The sequence below is a fragment of the Streptomyces sp. Z423-1 genome (genome assembly GCF_013009255.1).
GTDB lineage: Bacteria > Actinomycetota > Actinomycetes > Streptomycetales > Streptomycetaceae > Streptomyces > Streptomyces gossypiisoli.
Genome location: NZ_CP053109.1, coordinates 2175973 through 2197494 on the forward strand (window position 1 = coordinate 2175973; position 21522 = coordinate 2197494).

General features: G+C 70.0%; 16 protein-coding genes and 1 pseudogene. 5 read left to right on the plus strand and 12 right to left on the minus strand.

Annotation, left to right across the window (positions count from 1 at the left end; genetic code table 11):
• Positions 1-31 precede the first annotated feature (31 nt).
• A complete protein-coding gene (locus HJD23_RS09890; RefSeq protein WP_171112985.1) occupies positions 32-2191 on the minus strand; it encodes a DEAD/DEAH box helicase in 2160 nt (719 codons plus the stop codon).
• A gap of 337 nt (positions 2192-2528) precedes the next feature.
• Here HJD23_RS09890 and HJD23_RS09895 point away from each other — a divergent pair, with 337 nt between their 5' ends.
• Entirely contained in the window at positions 2529-3152 is a 624-nt protein-coding gene (locus HJD23_RS09895) for a hypothetical protein (protein ID WP_171112983.1), read from the plus strand.
• Between the two features lie 193 nt (positions 3153-3345).
• On the opposite strand, the gene HJD23_RS09900 is transcribed toward HJD23_RS09895, so the two are convergent.
• From HJD23_RS09900 to HJD23_RS09920, 6 genes and pseudogenes are all read right to left on the minus strand, one after another.
• The gene (locus HJD23_RS09900; RefSeq protein ID WP_171112981.1) at positions 3346-3996 is read right to left on the minus strand and encodes a hypothetical protein; all 651 of its coding nucleotides are present in this window, start codon (positions 3994-3996) and stop codon (positions 3346-3348) included.
• Between the two features lie 68 nt (positions 3997-4064).
• Complete coding sequence (locus HJD23_RS09905; RefSeq protein ID WP_171112979.1) at positions 4065-4766, minus strand: ribonuclease HII; 702 nt, start codon at positions 4764-4766, stop codon at positions 4065-4067.
• A 97-nt stretch (positions 4767-4863) separates the two neighbouring features.
• Positions 4864-5261, minus strand: a pseudogene (locus HJD23_RS43675) (TetR-like C-terminal domain-containing protein); the annotation flags it as partial.
• 214 nt (positions 5262-5475) lie between these two features.
• Entirely contained in the window at positions 5476-6378 is a 903-nt protein-coding gene (locus HJD23_RS09910; protein WP_171112977.1) for an ADP-ribosylglycohydrolase family protein, read from the minus strand.
• Positions 6379-6390: 12 nt separating this feature from the next.
• Positions 6391-7050, minus strand: a complete 660-nt coding sequence (locus HJD23_RS09915; protein WP_171112975.1) for a histidine phosphatase family protein — start codon at positions 7048-7050, stop codon at positions 6391-6393.
• Positions 7051-7212: 162 nt separating this feature from the next.
• Positions 7213-7818 carry a YdbC family protein gene (locus HJD23_RS09920; RefSeq protein ID WP_171112973.1) on the minus strand — a complete coding sequence of 202 codons (606 nt, stop codon included), beginning with the start codon at positions 7816-7818 and terminating at the stop codon, positions 7213-7215.
• Between the two features lie 149 nt (positions 7819-7967).
• Between HJD23_RS09920 and HJD23_RS09925 the strand changes: the two genes are divergently transcribed.
• The 3 genes from HJD23_RS09925 (at position 7968) to HJD23_RS09935 (ending at position 11020) form a co-directional block, all read left to right on the plus strand.
• The gene (locus HJD23_RS09925) at positions 7968-8501 is read left to right on the plus strand and encodes a TerD family protein (protein WP_171112971.1); all 534 of its coding nucleotides are present in this window, start codon (positions 7968-7970) and stop codon (positions 8499-8501) included.
• 105 nt (positions 8502-8606) lie between these two features.
• Positions 8607-9053, plus strand: coding sequence for a DUF3592 domain-containing protein (locus HJD23_RS09930; RefSeq protein ID WP_171112969.1), 447 nt, complete (start codon positions 8607-8609; stop codon positions 9051-9053).
• A 95-nt stretch (positions 9054-9148) separates the two neighbouring features.
• Complete coding sequence (locus HJD23_RS09935; protein ID WP_171112967.1) at positions 9149-11020, plus strand: hypothetical protein; 1872 nt, start codon at positions 9149-9151, stop codon at positions 11018-11020.
• A 137-nt stretch (positions 11021-11157) separates the two neighbouring features.
• On the opposite strand, the gene HJD23_RS09940 is transcribed toward HJD23_RS09935, so the two are convergent.
• On the minus strand, positions 11158-14049 hold the full coding sequence (locus HJD23_RS09940; RefSeq protein ID WP_171112965.1) for a vitamin B12-dependent ribonucleotide reductase: 2892 nt from the start codon (positions 14047-14049) through the stop codon (positions 11158-11160).
• 164 nt (positions 14050-14213) lie between these two features.
• A complete protein-coding gene (nrdR, locus tag HJD23_RS09945) occupies positions 14214-14765 on the minus strand; it encodes a transcriptional regulator NrdR (RefSeq protein ID WP_171112963.1) in 552 nt (183 codons plus the stop codon).
• Between the two features lie 599 nt (positions 14766-15364).
• On the opposite strand from nrdR, the gene lexA reads away from it, so the two are divergent.
• A complete protein-coding gene (lexA, locus tag HJD23_RS09950) occupies positions 15365-16144 on the plus strand; it encodes a transcriptional repressor LexA (protein WP_129801080.1) in 780 nt (259 codons plus the stop codon).
• Between the two features lie 169 nt (positions 16145-16313).
• On the opposite strand, the gene HJD23_RS09955 is transcribed toward lexA, so the two are convergent.
• The 3 genes from HJD23_RS09955 to HJD23_RS09965 all read right to left on the minus strand — a co-directional run bounded on the left by HJD23_RS09955 (position 16314) and on the right by HJD23_RS09965 (position 21373).
• Positions 16314-18299 (minus strand): ATP-dependent DNA helicase, encoded by a 1986-nt coding sequence (locus HJD23_RS09955; RefSeq protein WP_171112961.1) that lies wholly within the window; start codon positions 18297-18299, stop codon positions 16314-16316.
• 382 nt (positions 18300-18681) lie between these two features.
• On the minus strand, positions 18682-19479 hold the full coding sequence (locus HJD23_RS09960) for a GNAT family N-acetyltransferase (protein WP_171112959.1): 798 nt from the start codon (positions 19477-19479) through the stop codon (positions 18682-18684).
• A gap of 97 nt (positions 19480-19576) precedes the next feature.
• Positions 19577-21373, minus strand: a complete 1797-nt coding sequence (locus HJD23_RS09965; protein ID WP_240980676.1) for an IucA/IucC family protein — start codon at positions 21371-21373, stop codon at positions 19577-19579.
• Positions 21374-21522: the final 149 nt, after the last annotated feature.

A 21522-nucleotide genomic window follows, 5' to 3' on the forward strand; every position in this document is an offset into this window, starting at 1 on the left:
CACACGCGAACGCCCGGCCACCACTGCCCCCTCAACCTGTCGCGGCGAGAACCAGCGGGAGAACCTGTGCGCTGCCTGCCAGGCGGAGGACGCGGGCAGCGACCGCGAGGGTCCAGCCCGTGTCCGTGTAGTCGTCGACGAGCAGGACGGGTCCGGGAGTGCGGGCGAGGGCACCGGCCAGATCCTCGGAGACGGTGAAGGCGCCGGACAGGGCCCTGAGGCGTTGGGCGGAGTTGCTGCGTCGTGCCGCGTGCGCGCCGTTCGATCCGGTGTACGTCAAAGTGCCCAGGAAGGGGAGGCGGCCGATGGCCGCGAGTTCCCGGGCGAGTGAACCGACCAGTTGGGGACGGGTGAGGGACGGCACAGCGACGACCCCCACCGGCCGGGCAGCAGCGTCGGCGGCATTCGACGCCCAGCCTTCTGGAGAGCGCGCCCAGTCGGCGAGGACGGCCACCGCGGCCTGCAGCACATCGTCGGGGACCGGGCCGTCGGCTGCGTTCTCGGCCAGCAGGGGGCGCAGCCGGTTGCCCCAGCCGATGTCCGAGAGCCGTCCCAGGGCGCGCCCGGTGGAGCACTGCTCCTTGGCCGGGATACGTCCCTTGAGGTCGATACCGAGTGCGGGCATGCCCGTCGGCCACATCCGGCGCGGCTCGACCTCCACCCCCGGGCGGTCCAGTTCCTTCGCGGCTCCCGCCAGCGCCTCCGCCGAGACAGCGGAGTCGGCCCAGGCCCCGGCGCAGTTGTCGCAGCGGCCGCAGGGGGCCGCTCCCTCGTCGTCCAGTTGCCGGCGCAGGAACTCCATCCGGCACTGGGATGTGCTCACGTAATTGCGCATGGCCTGCTGCTCGGCGGCCCGCTGCCGCGCGACCCAGGCGTACCGTTCGGCGTCGTAGACCCACTGCTGCCCGGTGGAGATCCAGCCGCCCTTCACCCGCTTGACCGCGCCGTCCACGTCGAGCACCTTCAGCATGCTCTCCAGACGGGTCCGCCGGAGGTCCACCAGGGCCTCCAGAGCGGGCACGGACAGCGGCCGTCCCGCATCGGCGAGAGCCGAGAGGGTCTGGCGGACCTGCGCCTCGGGCGGGAAGGCGGTGTCGGCGAAGTAGCGCCAGATGGCCTCGTCCTCCTTGCCGGGCAGCAGCAGGACGTCCGCGTGCTCCACCCCGCGACCCGCACGCCCCACCTGCTGGTAGTAGGCGATCGGCGAGGACGGCGAACCGAGATGGACCACGAAGCCCAGGTCCGGCTTGTCGAAGCCCATGCCCAGCGCCGAGGTCGCGACCAGCGCCTTCACCCGGTTCTCCAGCAGGTCGGCTTCGCCCTGCAGCCGATCGGCGTTCTCCGTGCGCCCCGTGTAGGAGGCCACCCGGAAGCCGCGCTGCCGCAGAAAGGCGGTGGCCTCCTCCGCGGCGGCCACCGTCAGCGTGTAGATGATCCCCGAGCCCGGCAGCTCGTCCAGGTGCTCGGCCAGCCAGGCGAGGCGATGCGCGGCATCCGGCAGCCGCACCACACCCAGTCGCAGACTCTCCCTGTCGAGCGGGCCGCGCAGCACCAGGGCGTCGCCGACACCGGTACCCAACTGCTCGGCCACATCCGCCGTCACCCGCGCATTCGCGGTCGCGGTGGTGGCCAGCACCGGCACCCCAGGCGCAAGGTCGGCGAGCATCGCTCGCAGCCGGCGGTAATCAGGACGGAAGTCGTGCCCCCAGTCGGAGATGCAGTGCGCCTCGTCGACCACCAGCAGACCGGTCGTAGCCGCCAGCCTGGGCAGCATCTGCTCGCGAAAATCCACGGAGTTGAGACGCTCCGGGCTCACCAGGAGAACGTCGGTCCCGCCGCGCTCGACCTCCTCATGGATGATGTCCCACTCCTCAGGGTTGGCCGAATTGATGGTGCGCGCCCGGATACCGGCCCGTGCCGCCGACTCGACCTGGTTGCGCATCAGCGCCAGCAACGGCGAGACGATCACCGTCGGGCCTGCGCCACGTCGGCGCAGCAGCGCGGTGGCGACGAAGTACACCGCCGACTTGCCCCAGCCGGTGCGCTGCACCACCAGCGCGCGCCGACGCTGCTCCACCAGTGCCGCCACCGCCTGCCACTGGTCCTCGCGCAACCGCGCCGACCCCGCCGGGTCACCGACAAGCTCGGCAAGGATGGCATCGGCTTCGGCGCGGAGCTCCAGATCGTCCATGCTCCCCATGCAACCCGATCGCAAGGACAGTCAGCCACCTCACTCAAGGCGACACACCGTTCACGCACAGTACTCAGCCGAACTCGACGGAGATCTCTTACCTGCGCCGTATCGCCCGGCATCAGGCAACGCCCCACCGGGTACGGATATAAGCCACAGACCAGTCAATAAGGGTTGGTCGCCCCAATTGCTCGTTGCCGCATCCAAGTTCGACAGGAAGAATTGAAGTCCGCTCCCCGCACGGCTCGTCCCGCGACCAGGTAGGGCTCCGCTGCGGTGTGCGCTCCCCCGATCCAGACCCCGCCCGCAGTGTGGGCGCGTAGCCGAAGGGAGGAACGTGACCTTCGGATTCGCTCCGTCCTCCGCGGCGGCCACGTCGGCCTCCGCCGCATCCGCCAACGCCGTGGCCCGAGTGCTGGAGCCCGCGGAGTGGGCCGCCGCGGGAATCCCGTTGCTGCGCAACCCCCGGGAAGTCGTCAGCGGACTGCACGCGCGACACCGCCCCGAGCCGTCGACGGCGATCGTGGCCGTACTCGACGTGGACGAACGACTGTGCGCGAGTGCCTCGTTCACCAGGCGTCCGGTGCTCGCCGACGGCTGGATGTTCCGCAACGCGCTGCTCGACCAGCTGCGCCGGGTCATCCCGCACGACCTGCGCCGCCGCACGCCGGTGCGCACCGCCGTGCTGCTCTACTGCCGTGACGGCGACGCGCGTTGGACGGAGGAGGACGGCGCGTGGATGTGGGGCCTGCGTGACGCCTGCACACTGCACGGGCTGCGCTGCGGGGCGTACATCACGCTGACCCGCGACGGCTGGCAGGTCCTCGGCGAGGGCCGAGGCGGCCGCCGCCCCAACTCCGCATCGGCGCCCGAGCCGTTCGCGACGTCCGAGACACCGCCCCCGCCGCCGCGCACCGGGGGTGCCGCCTCCGAGGTGCTGAGCCGCGTGGCAGCCCGCTGAGGGCCACGACCACGAGACCGGACCAACGCGGCAGACCACCAGCGTACGAACGCACGGCCGACACGGCGTCTCTCCTGACACCGGCCGGAGGGCACCCGCACGCCCGTCGTCCGCGCATGCCACAGGCCACGCCGGGCAATTGCCGCCGGGACGGCGCATTCGCCGACCCAACGCCCCGATCTGCTGGAACCGGCTAGACGCCCGCGCCCAGCACCGAGTTGATCTGCTGCGGGTCGCCGCAGACGATCAGCAGGGCGCCGGCCCGGGTGAGAGCCAGGGGCAGTGCGGTGGCGGCAGCGGTGTCGGAACCACCGTTGACGGCGACCACGACCACGGGCCGGGACGCGGCACGGTCGGCCACGGCGGCGTCGGCATAGAAGACGTCGTCGCGGGCATCGTGCTGCGCCCAGTAGGACGCCTCACCGAAGGACAGCTCGTGAGCGGCCCAGGGGTGCGGCTCGCCGGTGGTGATCACCAGCACGTCACCGGGGGCGCGGCCGGACTCCAGCAGCAGGTCCACGGCTTCCTCGGCAGCGTCGAGCGCACCGTCGGCCGGGGCCGGAATCAGCTGGATCTGCGGAGTCGCCGGAGCCGAAGCCGGAGCGGACGCCACAGCGGCGGCAGTTGGGGCCGGGCCCGCGGGCCCGGGCTTGGGCCCGGACCCGCCCGTACGCTGCGCCGGCGGCGCGGGACGGAGAGGGCCGGGACGACCAGGACGCGGCGGGGCCGCGGGGCGGGGGCCGGGTACGGGACGGGGGGTCGGCGCGGTACGGCCGCTGGCCGGAGTGGCGCGGGGACCCTGGGCACTCTCGTGAATCTGAGGCTCCTCGGGGATGAGAGGCATGAGTTGATGTCTATCAAACGTTGGTACGGCTCGCGCCAGTGGGTGGCACATACGTACGACCGGAACCGTCAGAAATCGAAGCCGAGCTGACCCTCGATCTCCGGAACGCTTCCGTCCGCCCAGCTGCGGGCCTTCTTGAGGTGCCGCCACTGGGGCAGCGCATCAAGATACGCCCACGACAACCGGTGGTGGGGTGTGGGGCCCCGCTCCGCCAGTGCGGCCTTGTGCACGGGTGAGGGATACCCGGCGTTGTCCGCAAAACCGAAGTCTGCATGGTCGATACCCAGTTCGGCCATCATTTTGTCGCGCTGAACCTTGGCGATCACCGAGGCCGCCGCCACGGCCACGCACGACTGATCGCCCTTGATCACCGTACGGACCCGCCACGGCGTCCCGAGATAGTCGTGCTTGCCGTCGAGGATCACCGCGTCGGGGCGGACCGGCAGGCCCTCCAGGGCACGTACCGCCGCGATCCGCAGCGCCGCCGTCATCCCGAGGTCGTCGATCTCCTCCGGGGACGCGTGCCCCAGGGCGTACGACGTCACCCAGGTCCGCAACTCGTCGGCAAGCTCGGTCCGCCGTTTCACGGTGAGCAGCTTTGAGTCGGTGAGGCCCGTGGGAGGCCGGCGCAGTCCGGTGATCGCCGCACAGACGGTGACGGGCCCGGCCCAGGCGCCGCGCCCCACCTCGTCGACACCGGCAATGATCTTCGCTCCGGTCGTTGCGCGAAGGGAGCGCTCGACGGTGTGAGTAGGCGGTTCGTACGGCATGGCGCCCTTAGACTACGCCGCCCGCTACCCCCTGCGACACCCCGGTTCGCCCAAGCCACCACCGGGACCGCAACGGCCCGGCATCACACCCGGGTCGGCGCAGCAGCGGGACCATCAACTGGTCGACCATCTCCTCGATGTCCTGGTCCGACCATTCGCTCCCGCATACCTTCGACCGGTACATCATCACCGCCGGCATGGCGTCGTAGCCGTATCCGCTCGCCGCGTCGGTCCGCGCCTCTTCCCCGCTCGATTCCGCGGTCGATCACCTCGTGCAGCACCTTGGCCGTGGACTCCACCACGCCTTGCACGATGACGTCGCGGAAGCGCTCAGCCTGGACGCTGTCGCATTCGTGAATCACGGAGCCGGGACGCGAGCGGACTCTGTCCGCGGCAGTCCGGTCCGCAGCGCGTCGGCGACGAGGTCCTCGTTGGACGGCCAAGGACGGTAGATCGCGACCTGCCGGTCTGCGCACGCGTTGCCACGCCCTCCATCGCACCGCGCCTGCGGGAGGAGGCCGCCTGAGCGGCCGGCGGCGCCACAGGCCGCGGAGCGACAGGCAACAGGAGCCAAGGCGGCGCGGGCTTGCGAAGCGGCAGATCCACGGAGCCATGATGGAACGGGGCTCGCGAAGTCACGCTCAGCCACTACGTCAAGGGGCCCGGACCAGGCCACAGCTTCCCGACGCCGCCACATCACCGCAGCGCGCTAGGCCGACACCCCCACCCAGTCCGGCAGCGCCTCCGTCCGCCCCACCCACTCCGCGGGCGGCGCCCCCGCCTTCCCCGCGGCAAGCACTCCGCCCACGATGGCGCAGGTGGTGTCCACGTCGCCGCCGGCCTGCGCGGTCGTCCAGAACGCCTGCTCGTAGTCGCCCAGGGAGCGCGCGGCCGACCAGAGGGCGAAGGGCACGGTGTCATGGGCGGTCGTACGCCGACCGCAGCCCAGGACCGCCGCGACCGTGGCCGGGTCGCCGTAGTCGAGCATGTCCCGGGCCCGGCGCAGCCCGGCACCGACCGCGCTCTTCGGGACGAGCGCGACCACGTCGTCGAGCAGCGACTCGGGGCTGGACGGTCCGCCGGGGGCCGCGATCAGCGCGGCGGCCGCGGCCACGGCCATGGCGCCGACCACGGCCTCGCGGTGCTGATGCGTGGGGTACGCGGAGATCTCCGCCTGGTGCGTGGCCTGCTCGGGGTCGTCCGCGTACCAGGCGCCCAGCGGGGCGATACGCATCGCCGCGCCGTTGCCCCAGGAGCCCTGGCCGTTGAAGAGCGCGGCGGACAGCTCGCGCCAGTCGCCGCCTTCCCGGATCAGCCGGAGCAGCCGGTTGACCGCGGGCCCGTAGCCACGGTCGAAGTCGTGGTGCTCGGCGAAGGAGCGGGCGAGGGCGTCCTGGTCGATGCGCTGGTGGGCGGCGAGGACGGCAACCACGGAGCAGGCCATTTCCGTGTCGTCGGTCCACTGCCAGGGCCCGGGCGGCAGCTCGCGGCGCTTGAGCAGCGGATAGTTCACCGGCACGAAGAACTGGGAGCCCAGCGCGTCCCCCACCGCGAGTCCGCGCAGGCTGGCCAGGGCGCGGTCCACGCGCCCGCCGGAAGAGGAGTCAGTCATTGCCCCGCCACTCTATTCAGTGATCCCGTACGGTTCCGGATCGCGCCAGCGTTCGAACGGCCGGTCAAGCGTGTACTTGCCGTTGTCCCCCAGAACGAGCATCCGTATCTCCCCGTTCCCCGGGTTCGACAGCGACTCGAACTCGGCGACCGTCCAGTGGAACCAGCGCATGCAAAACAACCGCATGGCCAGGCCGTGCGTCACCAGCAGCACGTTCGGTGGGTGGTCCGGCGCCTCGAAGCTGCGGTACAGGCTCTCCAGGAAGCCGCCGACCCGGTCGTACACGTCGGCGCCGCTCTCGCCCTGCGCGAAGCGGTAGAAGAAGTGCCCGTACGCATCGCGGTAGGCCTTTTGCAGCTGTACGTCGTCACGGTCCTGCCAGTTGCCCCAGTCCTGCTCCCGCAGCCGGGGCTCCTCGCGGACGCGTATGAGGTCGGGGTCGAGGTGGAAGGCGCGGAGCGTCTCGTGGGTACGGCGGTAGGGGGAGACGTACACACTGACGCGTTCCCGGCCGAAGATGTCTCGGAGCTGTTTGCCGGTCTCCTCGGCCTGTTGCCAGCCGCGTTCGGTCAGTGCCAGTGCGTGGTCGGGTTCGCGCTCGTACACGGAGTCATCAACATTGCCCCTTGACTCGCCGTGCCGGACAAGGACGATGCGCCGTGGTCGTGCCATGCCAAAACCCTAGATCGGGCGACGGCATGTCGAGCACTCGTACGAGCTCCTTACGGCGTAGGTCACACACTTCCCGCACCATGCGCCACATGGGGCGCACTTTTCGCGGGTCCGGATTTCAAACCTTGACGGGTCGGATTCGGCCTTTGGCGGGTCCGGATATCAAACGGTCCACGTGGGCTCCAGCTCCACGATGTCGCCCGTGAGTGCCGCGATGTCCGCCTCTGTCTGGGCCCGCAGGGCGAGCCGCTCCACGCGCTCGGTGCGGTACTTGCCGTGCTCGGCGGCCGACCGCCACATCGACAGGACCATGAACTCGTGCCCCGGGGCCTCGGCGAACAGCCCGCGGATCATCCCGGGCGAGCCGGCCATCGCGGGATTCCAGACCTTCTCCTGCATCAGCGTGAAGTTCTCGACGCGCTCCTCGTGGACGCGGCAGAGGGCGACCCTGATGAGGTCGGCATCCGTGAAGCGCGGTTCGAAGCCCGTCTTCACGTCGAAGCGGTAGTCGAACAGCCTGGCCTGGGCGTCCTTGAAGGTGCCGGACTGGGCCGACGCCAGCCGGTCGTGGGAGCGGGCCATGAAGGAGTCGTAGAAGGCACGGCTTTCCCAGAAGGCGAAAATGTGCGCCACCGAGGGCCGCCCCCGGCTCCAGCCTCCGCCCTGTCCCCGAAATCCCGGCTCTCCCAGAAGCCCCGCCCACTTTCGCTGCCCCCGCTCGAAACCGCGGCGGTCCACCACGGTGCAGCGAATCCACTTGACCAGCACCGCGCCATCGTAAGGCCACGGGCGTGGCGCCGGTCACGTCTGGACGCGGGCGCACTCGCGCACACCTGCCCGCGCGCGTGGCAGGATGGACAACCGGGTTGGGCCGCCTGGCAGTTAGGGCTGCGGTCACACGGGAAGGGGGACGTCCGATGAGCGACATCACCAAGGGGATCCGCAAGGTCGAGATCGCGGTGAAGTGGGACCCGAGTACGGCCGGTCAGCCGCCCACCGATCTGGACATAGTCGCCGCGACCTACCTGGGGAGCGATCCGTACGGCGATCCCGCCTATGTGGTCCACTTCGACAGCCGCTCCCCGGACGGGACCATCACCCTCAACCGGGACAGCAAGGACGGCAAGGGCTTCGGCTGGGACGAGGTCCTCACGGTCGAACTCGACCGGCTCGACCCGCGCTACGCGCGCGTGGTGGTCGGCGTCATCATCCAGCAGCGCCCCGCCCGCCGCACCTTCGTCAGCGTGATCAAGCCGTCCCTGCGGATCCGCGAGGGCTACACCGACCTCACCACGGACGACTTCGGCAGCGTCCTCAGCTCCACGGCGGCGAAGGTCGCGGAGTTCGTGCGCGGCGACTCCGGGGTGTGGGACTTCCACGCCGGTATCCACGGCTTCGAGGACGACCCCGCCACCTTCACCAGGACGATGGGGCTCCCACCAGCGCCCTGACCACCCGTCAATTTCTTTTCCGCCCAGAGACGGACCCGCCGGTCGTCCGGATATGCTCCCTGGCACGCCGGTCAATCACGGCCGGCGTACGACCTCGGGGTATCCATGGAAGCTCTGTTCAACGTCGTACCTCTCCTCCTGATCGCCGTTGCGGTGTGCGGTGCCGTCGTCGTGCTCCGCCGCTCCCGCCAGGTCAGCAGGGCGTGGTCCAGCGGAATCACGGCCGAGGCTCGGTGCGTCCGGTCGTACACGACGACCAACGGCGGCGGAGACAGCATGGTGCGCACGACGCTGCACCACGTGTACGAGTTCACAACCCGTGACGGGCGCGTCATCCGGTTCGACGAGGAGGGCGGGCCGTCGACCACGGTCGAGGGCGACATCGTCACCGTGCACTATCTGCCGGACCGTCCCGAACGCGCCACCGCCAGAGTCCCGGCCCCAGGGAAACTCGCCGCGAGCATGGGCTGCGCACTGGTCTTCCTTGCCGCCTTCATCGCCTTCGCCGTCTTTCTCATGGTCGTCGCGAACTCGGACGGCTCGCTGCCCTGACCCCCTCCACATCCGGCGATCGTTTCGTCTCGCCGCGGCACTGTCAGTGGTGATCGATATGGTCGGCGCACCTGATCAGATGAGGAGTGCTGACCATGAAGTCTCCGGCCGAGCTGGACGCCGTCCCATGGCACGCCCTGACCCATGCCTACGGCTCCGCAGAGGACGTGCCCGAGCTGATCATGGCGCTCTATCAGGGCGACGAGGAGACGGCCGACGAGGCGATCTACGAGCTCTTCGGCAACATCCACCACCAAGGCACGGTCTACCCGGCTTCGGCACCCGCCGTCCCCTTCCTCGCCCACGCCGTCCGGCACGCCCCGGGCAGGCGCGACCAGTTGCTGATGCTGCTCGCCGTCCTCGCCGACCACGACCCGGCTGACATCGAATCGCCGCACTGGCCCGGCAGCTCGGTCGCCGGCGTCTGCGCGGAGCTCTGCGGGGTGCTCCCGGAGCTGCTGCCCTGTCTGGAGGACGCCGAGCGAGTGGTGCGCCGGGCAGCGCTCCGGGTAGTCGCGGCCGTGGCCGAGCTCCTCCCGGCTGAGCTGCGGACCTCCGTCGAGCATCGGATCGAGGAGCTCTACGCCACCGATCCCGTCCCAGCGGTGCGGGCGGACGCGATGGTCGTCCTGGCCCGGTTCGGCCGGGAGACGGCGGCAGCGGCACTGGACAGCCCACTGCCCGAAGTCAGGCTGGCCGCGGCCATGCTCGGTGCCGAGCGGTCCGGGCCCCCGTACCCGGCTGAGCTTGTGAAGGTCATCGCCGAGGACGGTGCCGAACCCGACCCGGGGGACGACGACTTCCCGTGGTCGGGCGCGACGTCCTCGGACGAGCAGCTCACACGCCTGCTCACTCGGGATGCGGACGCCGGCCTCGCCGTGGCCGCCCGCTGGATCGCGGCCGGAGACATCGGCTCGCGCGGATCCTGGCTGGCCGAGCAAATCGCCGAGACCTGGCGCGACCGGGAGCCCGAGGTCCTGGACCTGCTGCTGTCCGCCCTGCCCCACCAGAAGGACATCCGCGGCCTCGCCGGCCGCCTTCGCACCATCGGCCACTGGATCGAGCATCTGCCCGAGCCGGGCGCCGGCCTCCGGGACGCGTTGTACCGGCACGCGAGTGCCGACGACGAGACCGCCGAGCCGGCGCTCCTCGCCCTGGTGCGCTCCCGCGACCCCCGCGCCCTGGAGCTGGTGCTGCGCCGGCCCAGTGCCAAGTTGCTCGAAGCGGCGGCGCGGCACTTCCCCGAGGCAGCCGGCCGGCTGATACCCGTCATCCGCCGAGAGCTGGCATCGGGCGCCACCGGGAACGCGGGCATCGCCCTTGTCGGGGCCCTGGCGCCGTTCGGTGCCGCCGCCCGACAGGCCCAACCCGAACTGGTCGACTGCTTCCGGACCGGCCGCGCGGCCATCGTCGCCGCCCGCCAAATCGGGCTCAACGGCATACAGACGCGTGAAGTCACCGACCTGTTGCGCAACGCCGCGAAGAGCAACGACTCCTCGCTGAGTGCCGCGGCAGCCGTGGCGCACTACCGGCTGACCGGTGACGCCGGTCCGGCGCTCGACGTGTTCAAGGGGCTGCTTTCGGCCCGGAACCAGCCCCACTGGCACCTGAGCAGCCTGCAGCCGCTGGGCAGCACCGCCGCTCCGCTGCTGCCGTTGATCGAGCCTCTGCTGGAAGCGGGGTACGAGTGGACCCGGATGGCGGCCGCCGAGGCCCACCACTGGATCACCGGATCCACGGACCGCGCCGTCCCCGTGCTCGTCGAGTTGGTCGGCCCGACCCCGGTCGGCCTCCGCGCCCTCAAGGCTCTCGCCACCACCGGCCAGGTCCCCGAGGAGCTCCGCCCCACCCTTCGCTCCTTCGCCTTCTCCCCGCTCCGCCTGCTCAGTGACTCGCCCTTCTCGGGGCAGGGCCATCAGGACGAAGAACTCCGCACCCTGGCCCGAACGTTGCTCACCGCCGGCTGAAGTCTGCGGCGACACACGCCGCGCCCCGGCCGGTTGTCGACGACAGCGAGGGGCATCAGCCACAGGCTGACGCCCCTCACGTCGTCACTGCTCAGCGAACGCGTCGGACAGTGCGGCCAACGCGATTCCGCGCTTTGTCAGCTGCACCCGCTCGTCGAGCCGCAGCCCTCGCAGATGTAGCAGGAGCCGGCGCGCTGCATCTTCGTACCGCAGGAGAAGCACAGCGGGGCGTCGGCCTGGATGCCCAGCTGCATCTCCACCAGCTCGGCGCTGGTGTGGGCCTGCTTCGGGGCGGGCTTGGCCGCCTCGATGTCGGCCTTCGGGGCGGCGACGGCCTTGAGCTCCTGGGCGCGCGGCGCCGACTGGGCCAGGCCCTCGACGTCGACGTCCTCCTCCAGCGGCTCGTACGAACCGGTCTCCAGATGACGCTGACGCTCCTCGGCGGAGTGGATGCCGAGCGCCGAGCGCGTCTCGAAGGGCAGGAAGTCCAGCGCCAGGCGGCGGAAGATGTAGTCGACGATCGACTGGGCCATGCGGACGTCCGGGTCGTCGGTCATACCCGCCGGCTCGAAGCGCATGTTCGTGAACTTCGAGACGTACGTCTCCAGCGGCACGCCGTACTGCAGGCCGACGGAGACCGCGATGGAGAAGGCGTCCATCATGCCCGCGAGGGTCGAACCCTGCTTGGACATCTTCAGGAAGACCTCGCCCAGACCGTCGTCCGGGTAGGAGTTGGCGGTCATGTAGCCCTCGGCGCCGCCGACGGTGAAGGACGTGGTGATGCCGGGACGTCCCTTCGGGAGGCGCTTGCGGACCGGGCGGTACTCGACGACCTTCTCGACCGTCTCACGGATCGCAGCCTCGGCCTTCTCCGTGATCTCGGCCTTCTCCTTCTCCTTGGTCTTGGCGGAGAGCGGCTGGCCGACCTTGCAGTTGTCGCGGTAGATGGCGAGCGCCTTGACGCCCATCTTCCAGGCCTCGAAGTAGATCTCCTCGACCTCCTCCACGGTCGCCGACTCCGGCATGTTGACCGTCTTGGACAGGGCGCCGGAGATCCACGGCTGGATCGCGGCCATCATGCGGACGTGGCCCATCGGGGAGATGGCACGCTCGCCCATGGCGCAGTCGAACACCTCGTAGTGCTCGGGCTTGAGGCCGGGGGCGTCGATCACATTGCCGTGCTCGGCGATGTGGGCGACGATCGCCTCGATCTGCTCCTCCTGGTAGCCCAGGCGGCGCAGGGCCTGCGGGACGGTGCCGTTGACGATCTGCATCGAGCCGCCGCCGACCAGCTTCTTGAACTTGACCAGGGCGAGGTCGGGCTCGAGGCCGGTGGTGTCGCAGGACATCGCCAGACCGATGGTGCCCGTCGGGGCGATGACGGACGCCTGGGAGTTACGGAAACCGTTCTTCTCACCGATGCGCAGCACGTCCTGCCAGGCCTCCGTGGCGGCGGCCCAGACCGGCGTGTCCAGGTCGTCCATGCGGACGGCCTTGTCGTTGGCGTCGGCGTGCTGCTTCATCACGCGAAGGTGCGGCTGCGCATTGCGGGCGTAGCCGTCGTACGGGCCGACGACCGCGGCGAGTTCGGCGGAGCGGCGGTACGACGTGCCGGTCATCAGGGAGGTAATGGCACCGGCGAGGGCGCGGCCGCCGTCCGAGTCGTACGCGTGGCCGGTCGCCATCAGCAGGGCGCCGAGGTTGGCGTAGCCGATGCCGAGCTGGCGGAACGCGCGCGTGTTCTCCCCGATCTTCTGGGTCGGGAAGTCCGCGAAGCAGATGGAGATGTCCATCGCGGTGATGACCAGCTCGACGACCTTGGCGAAGCGCTCGACCTCGAAGGACTGGTTGCCCTTGCCGTCGTCCTTGAGGAACTTCATCAGGTTCAGCGAGGCGAGGTTGCAGGACGTGTTGTCCAGGTGCATGTACTCGCTGCAGGGGTTCGAGCCGTTGATACGGCCGGACTCCGGGCACGTGTGCCAGTGGTTGATGGTGTCGTCGTACTGGATGCCCGGGTCGGCGCAGGCCCAGGCGGCCTCGGCCATCTTGCGGAACAGCGCCTTGGCGTCGACCTCTTCGATGACCTCGCCGGTCATACGCGCGCGCAGGCCGAACTTGCCGCCCTGCTCGACCGCCTTCATGAACTCGTCGTTGACACGGACCGAGTTGTTGGCGTTCTGGTACTGGACCGAGGTGATGTCCTCGCCACCCAGGTCCATGTCGAAGCCCGCGTCGCGCAGGGCGCGGATCTTCTCCTCTTCCTTCACCTTGGTCTCGATGAAGTCCTCGATGTCCGGGTGGTCGACGTCGAGGATGACCATCTTGGCCGCGCGGCGGGTGGCGCCACCCGACTTGATCGTTCCTGCCGAGGCGTCGGCGCCCCGCATGAAGGATACCGGGCCGGAGGCGTTGCCGCCGGAGGACAGCAGCTCCTTGGAGGAGCGGATGCGCGAGAGGTTCAGGCCGGCGCCGGAGCCGCCCTTGAAGATCATGCCCTCTTCCTTGTACCAGTCGAGGATCGACTCCATGGAGTCGTCGACGGACAGGATGAAGCAGGCGGAGACCTGCTGGGGCTGCGGGGTTCCGACGTTGAACCAGACGGGGCTGTTGAAGCTGAAGATCTGGTGCAGGAGGGCGTACGCCAGCTCGTGCTCGAAGATCTCGGCGTCGGCGGGCGAGGCGAAGTACTTGTGGTCCTCGCCGGCCTTCCGGTACGTCTTCACGATGCGGTCGATCAGCTGCTTGAGGCCGGTCTCGCGCTGCGGGGTGCCGACGGCACCGCGGAAGTACTTGCTGGTGACGATGTTGACCGCGTTCACCGACCAGAAGTCGGGGAACTCGACGCCACGCTGCTCGAAATTGACCGAGCCGTCGCGCCAGTTGGTCATGACGACGTCACGGCGCTCCCAGGCCACCTCGTCGTACGGGTGCACGCCGGGAGTGGTGTGGATGCGCTCGATACGCAGCCCCTTGGCCTTGGTGCCCTTTGCTCGGGACCCTCGTGCCGGACCGCTCGCCGTCTCTGTCATGCCGCCTCCCTGTACGGGCTAAAACGCCCTGAAGTGCCACGATGTTCCCGTGGCACGGTGTTGTGTCTTGTGTTGCGGGACCCTCTCGCTGCCGCCCGCAACAGGTCTTCGATCGCCGCCGAGCGCACCGGCTCCGGATGCCGCCCCCGGACCCGGCCCGCCGATCAGTCGGCGGCGCGGGCGGGCTCGGGGAGCCGGCCGGCCCCTCCGGACCCGCGGTCGTCTTCCTGGCTCCCCGTACCGCCGTCTTCGTCGTCCGCGGCGGGGCGTCCCGGCTGTTCCCTGAGTTCCGCGATCGCCGCCTCGAAGTCCTCCAGCGACTCGAACGCCCGGTAGACGGACGCGAATCGCAAGTAGGCGACGAGGTCGAGCTCCTGCAGCGGGCCGAGTATGGCCAGCCCCACGTCATGGGTGGTCAGCTCGGCGCTCCCGGTGGCCCGCACCGCCTCCTCGACCCGCTGGCCGAGCTGGGCGAGTGCGTCCTCGGTGACAGGCCGTCCCTGGCATGCCTTGCGCACGCCGTTGATGACCTTGGTACGGCTGAAAGGCTCGGTGACTCCGGACCGCTTGACCACCATGAGCGAGCACGTCTCCACGGTCGTGAAACGACGGGAGCAGTCAGGACACTGGCGGCGCCTGCGGATCGACGTGCCGTCGTCGGTCGTACGACTGTCGACCACGCGGCTGTCGGGGTGCCTGCAGAAGGGGCAGTGCATGAATTCCCAACCCTCCTCACAGCAGACTCAATAGCCTCAACAGACCCGTGGGCCCCTCGAAGCGACCACAAGCATAGGCGATGATCGCGCGGCCGAAGACCGGGGGGACCACAACTTCTGGGCTGCTGTAGCCATCCAACCACTAGATGTGGGGATTGACTCGTACATACAGCCAGCCTCGCGTGTCGGCGGGCGCATCAGCGCACGCCACGCGCGCGTGCGGCGCGCCGGACACATGCCCACGCCACGCGCGCGTGCGGCACGGCGGACTCGTCGGCGCACAGCCGTATCGCGGCGGCACGTGGGGAGATACCGTGAGCGCCACAGGGAGAAGACGTAGGACTCCCGCGCAGACGGGGGCCGGTTCCCGGTTGACGGGGCGCAGGGTGGCAGACTGGGCGGCGCCCCACGAGGGCTCACCCCGGCGGTGAAGAGTACAACAATGGGGCGCTTTCGCCCGCGGGACACCGCGTTGGCCATACACCCAGACACGTGATCGCGTCCGGTGATTCGCACTTTTTCACTCGAACGTGTGTTTGGCGCAACCTTTCGAAAGCAACTACCGTTGTCCAGCAGGGAGACCATCGAGAGGGGCCGACGTGACCACCACCGCAGACAGTGCCACCATCACTGCCCAGGACCGCTCCCAGGGCCGACTCGAGCCGGTGCATGCGATGAACGAAGCCACGAATCCAGAGGGGCCCAAGCGCTCCCTGCCGGGCCGACCTCCAGGCATCCGGGCGGACAGCTCCGGGCTGACCGACCGGCAGCGCCGGGTGATCGAGGTCATCAGGGACTCGGTGCAGCGGCGCGGCTACCCGCCGTCGATGCGGGAGATCGGCCAGGCAGTCGGCCTGTCCAGCACCTCCTCCGTGGCGCACCAGCTGATGGCACTGGAGCGCAAGGGCTTCCTGCGCCGCGACCCGCACCGCCCGCGCGCGTACGAGGTACGCGGCTCCGACCAGGCCGCATCCGTGCAGCCCACGGACACCGCCGGCAAGCCCGCCGCGTCCTACGTCCCGCTGGTCGGCCGCATCGCCGCCGGTGGCCCGATCCTCGCCGAGGAGTCGGTCGAGGACGTCTTCCCGCTCCCCCGGCAGCTCGTCGGTGACGGTGAGCTGTTCGTGCTGAAGGTCGTCGGTGACTCGATGATCGAGGCCGCGATCTGCGACGGCGACTGGGTCACCGTCCGCCGCCAGCCGGTCGCCGAGAACGGTGACATCGTGGCCGCGATGCTCGACGGCGAGGCCACCGTCAAGCGCTTCAAGCGCGAGGACGGCCACGTTTGGCTGCTGCCGCACAACTCGGCGTACGAGCCGATTCCGGGCGACGACGCGACGATCCTCGGCAAGGTGGTCGCTGTTCTGCGGCGGGTGTGATGGCATCCGCGGGCGGCCCTGTCGCCACCGCCCTCCCCTGACCGGGCCCCGGGACCCCTGCGCCGGTTCCGGGGTCCTGTGCTGTGCGGGCCCATGCCGGCGGATTCTGAGAGGCGGGTCGGCCTGACACATCGCGCGTCATGCCAACCCGCCTCTCACCGCGTTCGGCCTAAGTGGCCGACTGTGCTTCCTGCTGCCTGGCCGCCGCGTCGATCGCGGCCAGTGACCTCCGGACCTGATTACGGTCCGTGGTGTACCAGAAGTCGGGCAGTGACGCCTTCAGATAGCTCCCGTAGCGAGCCGTGGCCAGCCGCTGGTCGAGTACGGCGACCACACCGCGGTCCCCCGAGGCCCGTACGAGGCGACCGGCGCCCTGTGCCATCAGCAGGGCCGCATGGGTGGCGGCAACCGCCATGAAGCCATTGCCACCCGCATCCTCCACCGCCTTCTGGCGGGCGCTCATCAGCGGGTCGTCGGGCCGTGGGAACGGGATCTTGTCCATGACCACCAGCTGGCAGCTCGGGCCGGGCACATCGACGCCCTGCCAGAGCGACAGCGTGCCGAAGAGACACGTCTTCGGGTCGGCCGCGAAGTTCTTGATCAGCTCTCCCAGGGTCTCCTCGCCCTGCAGGAGGACCGGAAACTCCGGGACACGGGTGCGCAGCTCCTCGGCGGCCAGCTGGGCGGCCCGCATGGAGGAGAACAGGCCGAGGGTGCGCCCGCCCGCCGCCTGGATCAGCTCCGTCAGCTCGTCGAGCATGTCCGCGCGATCACCGTCCCGCGCGGGGCGGGACAGGTGCTTGGCGACGTAGAGAATGCCCTGCTTCGGGTAGTCGAAGGGCGAGCCGACGTCGACGCCCTTCCACTTGGGGAAGTCGTCGCCTTCCATGCCTTCGGGGGCGAGTCCCAGGGATGCGCCGACGCCATTGAAGTCGCCGCCCAGCTTCAATGTCGCGGAGGTGAGGATCACGGAGCGGTCCGCGAAGAGCTTCTCGCGCAGCAGGCCGGAGACCGACATGGGGGCGACGCGCAGAGAGGCGCCGAAGCGGTCGTGGCGCTCGTACCAGACGACGTCCCACTCCGAGCCGTGCGTGATGCGCTCCGCCACGTCGTGCACGGTCTCCACGGAGGCCAGCGCCTGCTTGCGGACCGCATCCTCGTCCTGGACGGACTTGTCGCGGGTCGCGCCGATCGCGGAGATGACCGTGCGGCAGGCGTCGCGCAGCGCCGTCAGCGCATAGCCGAGATCCTCCGGGATCTCTTCGAGCCGGCCGGGCAGGGCCAGCTCCATCAGCCGCTCGAAGCCCTCGGCGGCGGTCTGGAGCTGGTCGGCGGCCTTCTCGTTGACGAGTTTGGCGGCGCGGCGTACGGCACGGTTCACCTGGCCGGGGGTCAGCTCGCCGGTGGCGACACCAGTGACCCGGGAGACCAGCTCGTGCGCCTCGTCCACGATCAGCACCTCGTGCTGCGGAAGGACCGGGGCGCCCTCGATGGCGTCGATGGCGAGCAGGGCGTGGTTGGTGACGACGACCTCGGAGAGCTTCGCGCGCTCCCGGGCCATCTCGGCGAAGCACTCGGCGCCGTACGCGCACTTCGAGGCGCCCAGGCATTCCCGCGACGAGACCGACACCTGGGCCCACGCGCGGTCGGAGACACCCGGGGTGAGATCGTCCCGGTCGCCGGTCTCGGTCTCGTCCGACCAGTCCCGCAGCCGCAGCAGGTCCTGGCCCAGCCTGCTGGTGGGTGCGGCCGCCTCGAACTGGTCGAAGAGACCCTCCTCCTCGTCCTGCGGCACGCCCTCGTGGAGGCGGTGCAGACACAGGTAGTTCGACCGGCCCTTCAGCATCGCGAACTCCGGGCGGCGGCGCAGCAGCGGGTGCAACGCCTCGACCGTGCGCGGCAGGTCCCGCTCCACCAGCTGGCGCTGCAGCGCCAGGGTGGCGGTCGCTACGACGACACGCTCGCCGTGCGCGAGTGCCGGCACGAGGTAGCCCAGCGACTTGCCGGTGCCGGTGCCGGCCTGGACCAGCAGATGGGAGCCGTCGTCGATCGCCTCCGTGACGGCTTCGGCCATGGTCACCTGGCCGGGGCGCTCCGTACCGCCGACGGCTGTGACGGCGGCATGCAGGAGTTCGGGAAGTGAGGGCTTCGTCATAGCTCGACCACCCTACGGCCCGGCACTGACAAACGGGTGACCACGGCGGGAGCCGGGGTGGGATCAGGAACAGGGGTTCGTGGGGTCAGGGGTGGCGGCGGAGTGGGCTTTGGATCGGTTGGGTGCGGCATGGGATCGGTGAAGATCGATAGGGATCGGCCTTGGGTGGGGCGAGACGGTTGAGGGTCGGCTTGCGCAGGGCGGGACGGTTGCGGATCAGCTTGTGCCGGGGTTGAGCGGTTGTTGATCGACTTGTGCGGGGTCGGGCGGTTGAGATCGGTTGGCCGGGTTGCCGCGTGCCGTGGAACGAACTCGATGAATCCGAGTGGGAACTGGATCGCCGTCGGCCGCGTTCCAAGAGTGATGACGCTGTGACACAGCGCTACATCAGATGGCGCAGGGACCGGTCTCGCATCATGAGGGCGGCCCGTTTGGCAGGCAGGTCGGCCTCGGCGGCGAACCGGAAACCGGCGTTGAGGAACGCGGCCACGGAGGGGGTGTTGCGAATGTCGGGTTCCGCTACGACGCGTGCGCAGGCGGGCCGTCTGTCGAGGACAAGGTTCGCGACGGATCTGAGCAGGGTGCTGCCGAGTCCCTGGCCGCGTTTGGCGATATCGCCGATGAGAATGTGGATACCGGTGTCGTGAGGCCGGGCGGGATAGTAGCGGGCCAGTGAGTCGAGGTCGGCCCGGTAGATCTCCCAGTAGCTCATCGGCGTGCCGTCCAGCACGCCGAGGCAGGGGACGCTGCGTCCGTCGCCGGCCAGTTGAGTCTTGAGGTGCTGCTCGGTCACGTCCTGGGAGCCGTCGAGCCGCCAGAACGCTGCCACGGCGGGGTCGTTCATCCAACGGCCGATGAGCGGCAGGTCCCGCTCGACACGTACGGGGACGAGCTGGAAAACGCCCGCGGGTGTGTCGGTCGGGCCCCAATCGCCGACATGGTCGAGCAGGTCGTCGGGCTCGGGCCGGACGGCTGTGAGCCGTGGGGCCGAGGCACCCGATGGGCTGTCTGCTTCGGGCTCCTTTCCGGCGAGGAACGCGATGAACTCACTGGGCAGACGCAGGTCCAGGGTGTCCTCGGCGTCGGTGTCCTCGGGCGTGGCCTTGCTCTCGCCCGGGCCGGGACTTCTGTCCGTGACGGGTGCGGTACTGGCGTCGGCGCTCGCGTCGGTCGGAGGCACTTGGGGCTCCTCTCAAAAGGCGGTGTCGGGGCGTCTTCCTTGTGGGTGAAGGGACTGATGGGTGGAAGGGACTGCGGGTGATGGGACTTGGCGTTGATCAGGTGCGGAGGGGGTTGGCGATGGTGACGTAGACGGACTGGGTGTCAACCGGGCCGACGAGTTCGTCGAGGCCGTGCAGCCGGGTCAGCAGGTTGGCCTTGCAGCGCAGGACAGGTGAGTCGAGGAGGCAGGAGGGCAGCGACGTGCGCAGCCGCGCCGGGCCGGAGGCGGCGCTTTCGAGGAAGCGGCGGAAGGCGGCGAGCAGCAGCCGTTCGTCGGCCAGCTGCTGTGACCCGAAAGCACCGATGAGGCCGAACACGTTGTTGATCGCCAGGTAGTAGGCGAAACGCTCGTCGGTGACCTCGTCGGAGACGAAGGTGTCGCTGCGCTCGCCGATGCCCGGCAGCCGGGCGGTGAGTTCCGCGCGCCGGGACTCACGGAAGTAGTAGCCCTGGTTGTCGCGGTAACGGCCGCCGGTCGGCCAGCCATCGCGGTCCAACAGGACCAGCGTGTTCTGCTGGTGGGCCTCCAGGGCGATCCCGGCTTCGCCGTCCAGCCACAGCACGGGACGGACGACCTGTTCGAGGTAGCGCAGGAACCACTCGGCCGCGACGGCCCCGCGCGGACGGCAGGTCCGGCCGGCGAGCCGAGTGACGACGTCGGCCAACCGGGACCGTTGCCACGGCCGGTCGGGCTGCGGGCGGCCAGTGGACGGGCCCGGTTGGGCGTGGGGGCGGGGCGCCGTGAGCCCGGCGACGCAGGAGACATCGTCCGTGGGCGTGAACGGGTTGTGCCGGATCATCACGTCGAGTCCGGGTACGGGGCTGCCGTCCGGTCCGTCGACGGCGAGCCAGGCCGGGTCGCGGACGATGTCGAAGCCGGGGTGGGCGGACCGCCACTGCTGGGCGAGCCCGGTGCGCAGCAGGCGGTGGACCTCGACACCACGGTGCAGTTCCTTGCGGAGGTTCTCACGACGGGAGTTGGTGATGTGCAGGCCCAGCGACAGCTTGAGCATGGCTGGGGCGTGGGACTGGTAGACGGTTCGGACGGAGGAGGTGGGGTGCCATGCGGAGCCGTGTGCCCCGAGATCCCGGAGGAGTCCGGCGTCGAGCAGGGCGGCGATATCGCTGCGGTGCCGGAGCTCGCGCAGCTGCCAGGGGTGCAGGGGCAGCGCGGTGTAGCCATCGGGCAGGGGCAGGTCGGCTCCGGCCAGGTGAGCGGTGAGCCGGGCCGCGGGGACGGCGCGGCCACGCTCGGTCCAGGACGAGTCGGTGGCGAGGACGGAAGGAGCGACAGCCATCCAGTGCAGGGGGAAGGAGCCGCGCAGTTCGGGTGAGTAGATGCGCGCTTCGGCTTCGGTGAGGCCGTCGCGGCTCTTCGGGGTGGGGTGCAGTGGATGTCCGAGCAATAGTGCCTGCTCGGCTGCCAGGAAGAGGTCGGGTTGGTCCGCGGGGCGCTGTCTGCGGTCGCTGATGAAGGTGGCGACACGGCGAACGGAGTCGGCGACACGCGCGACGAGGTCGGTGCCTTCGCTCCGTCCGCGCATCGTCCCTCTCCCGGCCGTCTCTCGGGCGAGCAGTGCGGCGAGGGTGACCGCGTCGAGGGGCTGGGACGGTTCCGGGGCGTCGGCCACATGGGGCAGGCCGAAGCGGTGCCAGCCCGTGCGGGACCAGTAGTGCACGGGGGCGAGCAGAACGGTGCCGCTTGCGGGGAGCGGGATGCGGAGGGTGCCGTGGTCAGGGGCGGGAAGGCGGGTCTCGCGCACCCAGCAGCGCAGCAGATTCTCCACGGCCGCCGCCTGGGCCACCATATGGGCGTCTGGGTGGTCCAGGAGGTCCGCGGCGCTGCCGTACAACCCTTCCGGCTGCTGTCGACCGCCCTGTTGTCCGGGGACGGTTGCGGTCGTCGCTGCGGGCGTGGTGTGGGACCCGCAGCGACGTTGTGCGGGAGTGCGGAAACGGCGGTCAGGTGTGGGGGTGGTGGTCAAGACGCTTCCTCTGGGGT

Bases quoted from the DNA above. Each gene is read 5' to 3' on its own strand.
- HJD23_RS09890 (WP_171112985.1), bottom strand. From the start codon at position 2,191: ATGGACGATCTGGAGCTCCGCGCCGAAGCCGATGCCATCCTTGCCGAG.
- HJD23_RS09900 (WP_171112981.1), bottom strand. From the start codon at position 3,996: ATGCCTCTCATCCCCGAGGAGCCTCAGATTCACGAGAGTGCCCAGGGT.
- HJD23_RS09905 (WP_171112979.1), bottom strand. From the start codon at position 4,766: ATGCCGTACGAACCGCCTACTCACACCGTCGAGCGCTCCCTTCGCGCA.
- HJD23_RS09910 (WP_171112977.1), bottom strand. From the start codon at position 6,378: ATGACTGACTCCTCTTCCGGCGGGCGCGTGGACCGCGCCCTGGCCAGC.
- HJD23_RS09915 (WP_171112975.1), bottom strand. From the start codon at position 7,050: ATGGCACGACCACGGCGCATCGTCCTTGTCCGGCACGGCGAGTCAAGG.
- HJD23_RS09925 (WP_171112971.1), top strand. From the start codon at position 7,968: ATGAGCGACATCACCAAGGGGATCCGCAAGGTCGAGATCGCGGTGAAG.
- HJD23_RS09930 (WP_171112969.1), top strand. From the start codon at position 8,607: ATGGAAGCTCTGTTCAACGTCGTACCTCTCCTCCTGATCGCCGTTGCG.
- HJD23_RS09935 (WP_171112967.1), top strand. From the start codon at position 9,149: ATGAAGTCTCCGGCCGAGCTGGACGCCGTCCCATGGCACGCCCTGACC.
- HJD23_RS09940 (WP_171112965.1), bottom strand. From the start codon at position 14,049: ATGACAGAGACGGCGAGCGGTCCGGCACGAGGGTCCCGAGCAAAGGGC.
- nrdR (WP_171112963.1), bottom strand. From the start codon at position 14,765: ATGCACTGCCCCTTCTGCAGGCACCCCGACAGCCGCGTGGTCGACAGT.
- HJD23_RS09955 (WP_171112961.1), bottom strand. From the start codon at position 18,299: ATGACGAAGCCCTCACTTCCCGAACTCCTGCATGCCGCCGTCACAGCC.